This is a genomic window from Mesorhizobium sp. M8A.F.Ca.ET.021.01.1.1 (genome assembly GCF_003998025.1).
GTDB lineage: Bacteria > Pseudomonadota > Alphaproteobacteria > Rhizobiales > Rhizobiaceae > Mesorhizobium.
In genome coordinates this window covers 1-5,907 of sequence record NZ_RZSJ01000393.1, presented here as the reverse complement: position 1 = coordinate 5,907, position 5,907 = coordinate 1, and the positions used below count along the sequence as shown (strand labels likewise).

General features: G+C 62.1%; 8 protein-coding genes. 7 read left to right on the top strand and 1 reads right to left on the bottom strand.

Translation table 11 applies throughout. The annotated features are described in order from the left end of the window. Positions 1–69 precede the first annotated feature (69 nt). From aztA to EOA36_RS24855, 6 genes are all read left to right on the top strand, one after another. The gene (aztA, locus tag EOA36_RS24880) at positions 70–882 is read left to right on the top strand and encodes a zinc ABC transporter ATP-binding protein AztA (protein ID WP_127279831.1); all 813 of its coding nucleotides are present in this window, start codon (positions 70–72) and stop codon (positions 880–882) included. Continuing rightward, the gene (aztB, locus tag EOA36_RS24875; protein ID WP_127279830.1) at positions 882–1,757 is read left to right on the top strand and encodes a zinc ABC transporter permease AztB; all 876 of its coding nucleotides are present in this window, start codon (positions 882–884) and stop codon (positions 1,755–1,757) included. Before aztA ends, aztB begins: the two co-directional genes overlap by 1 nt. Positions 1,758–1,783: 26 nt before the next feature. Beyond that, positions 1,784–2,725, top strand: coding sequence for a zinc ABC transporter substrate-binding protein AztC (gene aztC, locus EOA36_RS24870; protein WP_127279829.1), 942 nt, complete (start codon positions 1,784–1,786; stop codon positions 2,723–2,725). A gap of 153 nt (positions 2,726–2,878) precedes the next feature. After that, the gene (locus EOA36_RS24865) at positions 2,879–3,301 is read left to right on the top strand and encodes a YeeE/YedE family protein (protein WP_127279828.1); all 423 of its coding nucleotides are present in this window, start codon (positions 2,879–2,881) and stop codon (positions 3,299–3,301) included. Between the two features lie 2 nt (positions 3,302–3,303). Continuing rightward, complete coding sequence (locus tag EOA36_RS24860; RefSeq protein ID WP_127279827.1) at positions 3,304–3,741, top strand: DUF6691 family protein; 438 nt, start codon at positions 3,304–3,306, stop codon at positions 3,739–3,741. 67 nt (positions 3,742–3,808) lie between these two features. After that, entirely contained in the window at positions 3,809–4,147 is a 339-nt protein-coding gene (locus tag EOA36_RS24855; protein ID WP_127279826.1) for a TIGR01244 family sulfur transferase, read from the top strand. Here EOA36_RS24855 and EOA36_RS24850 read toward each other — a convergent pair. Then, positions 4,144–4,611 carry an Lrp/AsnC family transcriptional regulator gene (locus EOA36_RS24850; protein WP_032933331.1) on the bottom strand — a complete coding sequence of 156 codons (468 nt, stop codon included), beginning with the start codon at positions 4,609–4,611 and terminating at the stop codon, positions 4,144–4,146. The two genes, EOA36_RS24855 and EOA36_RS24850, sit on opposite strands and share 4 nt — an antisense overlap. Before the next feature lie 139 nt (positions 4,612–4,750). Here EOA36_RS24850 and hppD point away from each other — a divergent pair, with 139 nt between their 5' ends. Further along, the gene (hppD, locus tag EOA36_RS24845; protein ID WP_127279825.1) at positions 4,751–5,863 is read left to right on the top strand and encodes a 4-hydroxyphenylpyruvate dioxygenase; all 1,113 of its coding nucleotides are present in this window, start codon (positions 4,751–4,753) and stop codon (positions 5,861–5,863) included. Positions 5,864–5,907: the final 44 nt, after the last annotated feature.

Below are 5,907 nucleotides of genomic sequence, written 5' to 3'. Positions count from 1 at the left end.
GTTGACTAATGTAATAACATCACATATCCAAGCCGCCTGCCTGCAGCCGCGTTTGGCCAACGGAACGATATGACCCAGACCTGCCTGACATTCCGTGACATGACGCTGGGCTACAACAGCCACCCGGCGATCCACCATCTCAATGGCGCGATCCGCAAGGGTTCGCTGACGGCCGTGGTCGGCGCCAATGGTTCCGGCAAGTCGACGCTGATGAAAGGTATCGTTGGGGTGTTGAAGCCGATGGCCGGCGAGGTTATCCGCGCGCCGGGCGTGCGGGCGGCCTACCTGCCGCAGCAATCGGAGCTTGATCGCTCCTTTCCCGCCCGCGTCGTCGACCTGGTCTCGCTCGGCCTGTGGCCGAAGCGCGGCATGCTTGGCCGCTACACCCAGGAAGATCGCGAGGCCGTCAGCCAGGCTTTGATGGCCGTCGGCCTCGGCGGCTTCGAGAAGCGGCCAATCGACACGCTGTCGGGCGGCCAGTTGCAGCGCACGCTGTTTGCCCGCGTGCTGTTGCAGGATGCCGACCTGATCCTGCTCGACGAGCCCTTCAATGCGGTCGACGCCAAGACGGTCGGTGACCTCATTGCCCTGATCAAGCGCTGGCACGGCGAAGAGCGCACCATCATGGTGGTGGTCCATGATCTGGATCTTGTGCGCCAGAATTTTCCCGAAACACTGCTGCTTGCCCGCCAGCCGGTAGCCTGGGGCGAGACCCGGGAGACGCTGAAGCCGGAGAACCTGTTGCGCGCGCGCCGCTTCCACGAAGCCTGGGAAGAGAACGCGCCCTGGTGCGAGCCTGACGAGCACGCTCATGATCATGATCATCATCATGACGGCCACGATCACGACCATCACCATGGCGCCGGACCGAGGGCTGCCTGATGGACGCGCTCTACGGCCTTTTTATCTCGCCATTCGCCGATTTCGGTTTCATGCAGCGGGCGCTTTTCGGCTCGCTGATGCTGTCGCTCGGCGCCTGCCCGATCGGCGTCTTCCTGATGCTGCGGCGCATGAGCCTGTCGGGCGACGCGATGGCGCACGCCATCCTGCCGGGGGCGGCCGCCGGCTTCCTGTTCTACGGCCTCGAAATCCTGCCGATGACCATTGGCGGCCTGATCGCCGGCATCATCGTGGCGCTCGGCGCCGGCGCCGTCTCGCGCTTCACCATTCAGCGCGAGGACGCCTCGATGGCGGCCTTCTACCTGATTTCGCTCGCCATCGGCGTGCTGATGGTGTCGATCCGCGGCTCCAGCGTCGACCTCATGCATGTGCTGTTCGGCACGGTGCTGGCACTCAACAACGAGGCATTGACGCTGATCGGCGGCATCGTCGCGGTGACGCTGGTCAGCCTTGCCGTCTTCTGGCGGGCGCTGGTCGCGGAATGCCTGGACCCGCTGTTCCTGCGTTCGGTCAGCCGCATGGGCAGCCCGGTGCATTTCATTTTCCTCGGTCTCGTCGTCCTCAACCTCGTCGGCGGTTTCCAGGCGCTCGGTACCTTACTTTCAGTCGGATTGATGATGCTGCCGGCGGCAGCGGCGCGCTTCTGGACGGCGCGCGTCGAGCCGATGTGCGCGCTGGCCGTGCTGATCGGCTTTGCCTCCTGCATTGCCGGGCTGCTCCTGTCCTATCATGCGTCGTTGCCGTCAGGCCCGGCCATCATCCTGTCGGCCGGCGTCGTCTATTTCGCCTCTATCCTGTTTGGCACGCGCGGCATTCTGCGCGCCCGCATCGTCCATCACCGTCACAGAACGGCCTGATCCCCCGCCCCAAAGGAGACCCAACCATGCTGAAATCACTCTGCGCCGCCCTGGCGATGAGCGTTATAACATTAACAGCCTTTGGAGCTTCATCGGCCTTCGCCGAGCCGCTGAAAGTGGTCGCCAGCTTCACGGTCATAGCGGATTTCGCCAAAAATGTCGGCGGCGACCGCGTCGACATCACCACCATTGTCGGGCCGGACGGCGATGCCCATGTCTATGAGCCGAGCCCCGCCGACGCGGTGGCAATGGCCAAGGCCGACATCGTTCTGGTCAACGGCCTGCATTTCGAAGGTTTCCTGCAGCGGCTGGTCGATGCCAGCGCCACCAAGGCTTCGATCATCACCTTGACCAAGGGCGTGACGCCGATCGACTTCAAGCCTGAGTTCGCCGACGCCGACGCGGCGGAGGGTGCCGGCACCGGCGACGGCAAGACCGTCACCGATCCGCACGCCTTCCAGTCGATCGCCAATGCCAGGATCTATGTGAAGAACATCGCCGAAGCCTTCTGCGCGGCCGACAGCGACGGCTGCGTCTCCTACCAGACCAACGCCGCCGCCTACACCAAGAAGCTCGATGCGCTGGAAGGCGAAGTGAAGGCGGCGATCCAGTCGATCCCCGAGGCAAAGCGCGTCGTCATCACCTCGCATGACGCCTTCGGCTATTTCGAGCATGAATACGGCCTGACTTTCCTTGCCCCGCAAGGCATCTCGACCGATTCCGAGCCGTCGGCCGCCGATGTCGCCAAACTGGTCGAGCAGGTGAAGCAGGACAAGGCGTCGGCGATCTTCGTCGAGAACATCACCAATCCGCGCCTGATCGAACAGATCGCCAGCGAGACCGGCATCAAGGTGGGCGGCACGCTCTATTCGGATGCGCTGTCGCAGCCCGATGGCCCCGGCTCGACCTACATCGACATGATGCACAACAACATCCGCCAGATCAAAGGCGCCATTCTCGGCAGCTGAGAAGAGCGTTCTCGAAAGGCGGAGCCAGTCTCCGCCTTTTTTCATTCCCCTCTGGGCAATCCGAGTCAGAATCTTCGCTGGCAACGTCCATCTGCGCTATGATGTCGATCCGCGCGGGACGCGCATGAAGCGCAGATTGAGGCCGGCACTGCCATGACAGATTTCACGCCCTTCCAGTCGCTGCTCGGCGGTGCCCTCATCGGCCTGTCGGCGGTGCTCCTGATGGCGTTGCATGGACGGATTGCCGGGATGACCGGTATCCTAACAGGGGTCATTCCGCCGCTTGCCCCGGATTGGGGCTGGCGAGCCGCGTTTCTCATTGGCGCAGTCGTGGCGCCGCTCCTCTATCGGACTGTTGGCGGACATATTGCCTTCAGCGTGCCGCTGCCAACGCTGTCCCTCGTTGTCGGTGGCTTCGTGGTCGGCATCGGCGTGCATTTCGGCGGTGGCTGTCCGAGCGGGCATGGCATTTGCGGCATTGCGCGCCTGTCGCCACGCTCGATGGCCGCCGTCGCGACCTTCATGGTCACCGCATTAATCACCGTCTTCATCATCCGCCACGTCGTCGGGGGCTAACCATGAACAGGCTCGTTTCGGCATTCCTGATCGGCGGGATTTTCGGCCTCGGCATCGCTGTTTCCGGTATGATAAATCCGGCCAAGGTGCTGAATTTCTTCGACATTGCTGGCACCTGGGACCCCAGCCTGATCTTCGTCATGGGCGGCGGCTTGGCTGTCGCCTTTATCGGTTACCGACTGGTGTTCGGCCGGTACAAGGCCCCGGTGTTCGAAACCGAGTTTGCGCTGCCGACGAAGCGCGTTATCGATCTGGAATTGGTTGGCGGCGCCGCCGTGTTCGGTATCGGATGGGGCATTGCCGGCTTCTGTCCGGGCGGCGCCATTCCGGCGCTGGGCCTCGGCTATTCACAGACGCCGATCTTCGTCGCTTCGGTGATCGCAGGCATCGTCGTGGCGCGTTTTGCCCGGGCGCGCATCGCTCAGCCGGCCACGGCATAGGAATTGGTTGCCGGCCACGTCAGGGAGTGGCAAAACTCCTGCCAAATCAGATCGCGAGGACATCGTCATGGAATACCGCGAAATCAGCGAGGACTATTCGGTCTCTGGCCAGATCCAGGCCGAAGATGTCGCCGCCATCAAGGCCGCCGGCTTCAAGAGCGTCATCTGCAACCGGCCGGACGACGAACAGCCCGGCCAGCCTTCGGCCAAAAGCATCGGCTCGGCGGTCGAAGCCGCCGGCCTCGCCTTCCGTTACATCCCCGTGATCAGCGGCCAGATCACAGCCGAGAATGTCGAGGACCAGGCCGAGGCGCTGGATGAGCTCGAGGGCCCGGTGTTCGCCTATTGCCGCTCCGGCGCCCGATGCACCAATCTGTATGGGCTGATCCAGCAGTCGAAGGGTTAGATCGGCAGCGCGCCGGTCTCCTTCAGCGTCTCCAGCACGATCGCCGTCTTCACATGCTGCACGGATTCATGCGGCAGGAGCACGCCGTTGACGAACTCGGACAATGATTTGAGGTCGGGCGTCACCACCTTCAGGATATAATCCATCTCGCCGGTCAGCGCATGCGCCTCCTGCACTTCCGGCAATCGCGCCACCAATTCGCCGAAGCGTCGCGCGTTGTCACGGTTGTGGGTGGCCAAGGTCACCGAGATGACGTTGACCAGTGAGAAGCCGAGCTTGTCGCGGTCGAGTACGGCGCGATAGCCCTTGATATAGCCATCCTCCTCCAGCCGCTGGCGGCGGCGCGAGCATTGCGACGCCGACAGGTTCACCCTTTCGGAAAGGTCGTTATTGGTGAGCCGGGCATCGCCCTGCAAAAGAGCCATTATCTTGCGGTCAAACTGATCGATGCGCGTCTCATCCATGGTTTTTTCTCTAATCATGCATGCTTCACGCATGACATCATCATTTCAAGCGTTTGAATGCAAGCACCATGCACAGGCTCCACGCTATCATGGTTTCAAATGGCCCTTTCAGGCCAAACGAGATTTTCGGAGGAATATCATGGGTCCCTTCCCGCACGACGCCCCGCCCGCCACGATCAGCAGGGACAACCCTGCCGGCACCGATGGGTTCGAGTTCGTCGAATTCGCGCATCCCGAGCCGCAGAAGCTGGCCGAGCTCTTCACTCGCATGGGCTATGTGGCGGTGGCCAGGCATCGCACCAAGGACATCACCGTCTGGCGGCAGGGCGACATCAACTATGTCGTCAATGCCGAGCCCGGCTCGCACGCGATGAAGTTCGCCGACAAGCATGGCCCTTGTGCTGCCTCGATGGCCTGGCGGGTGGTCGATGCCAAACATGCTTTCGAGCATGCCGTCTCCAAGGGCGCCACGCCTTATGAAGGCGACGACAAGGCGCTCGACGTGCCTGCCATTGTCGGCATCGGCGGCTCGCTGCTTTATTTCATCGACAGCTACGGCAAGAAAGGCTCGGCCTATGACGCCGAGTTCGGATGGCTCGGCGCGCGCGACCCGCGGCCGCAAGGCGTCGGCTTCTATTTCCTCGACCACCTGACCCACAATGTCTATCGCGGCCAGATGGACAAGTGGTGGGACTTTTATCGCAATCTGTTCGGCTTCAAGCAGATCCATTTCTTCGACATCGACGGCAAGATCACCGGCCTGGTCAGCCGCGCCATCACCTCGCCTTGCGGCAAGATCCGCATCCCGCTCAACGAATCCAAGGACGAGACCAGCCAGATCGCCGAATACCTGAAGAAGTACAATGGCGAAGGCATCCAGCACATCGCGGTTGGCACGGACGAGATCTACGCCGCCACCGACAAGCTCGCCGAGAACGGGCTGAAATTCATGCCCGGCCCGCCCGAGACCTATTACGACATGTCGTATGACCGCGTGAACGGCCATGGCGAGCCGATCGAGCGGATGAAGAAGCACGGCATCCTGATCGACGGCGAGGGCGTGGTCGATGGCGGCATGACCAAGATCCTGCTGCAGATCTTTTCCAAGACCGTGATCGGGCCAATTTTCTTCGAGTTCATCCAGCGCAAGGGCGACGAAGGCTTTGGCGAGGGCAATTTCCGCGCTTTGTTCGAGTCGATCGAGCAGGATCAAATCAAGCGCGGCGTGATCAAGGTACAGGCGGCGGAATAGGCCGGTCTAACACGGGAACTCTTGCGGTTCGGTCGATTATGACC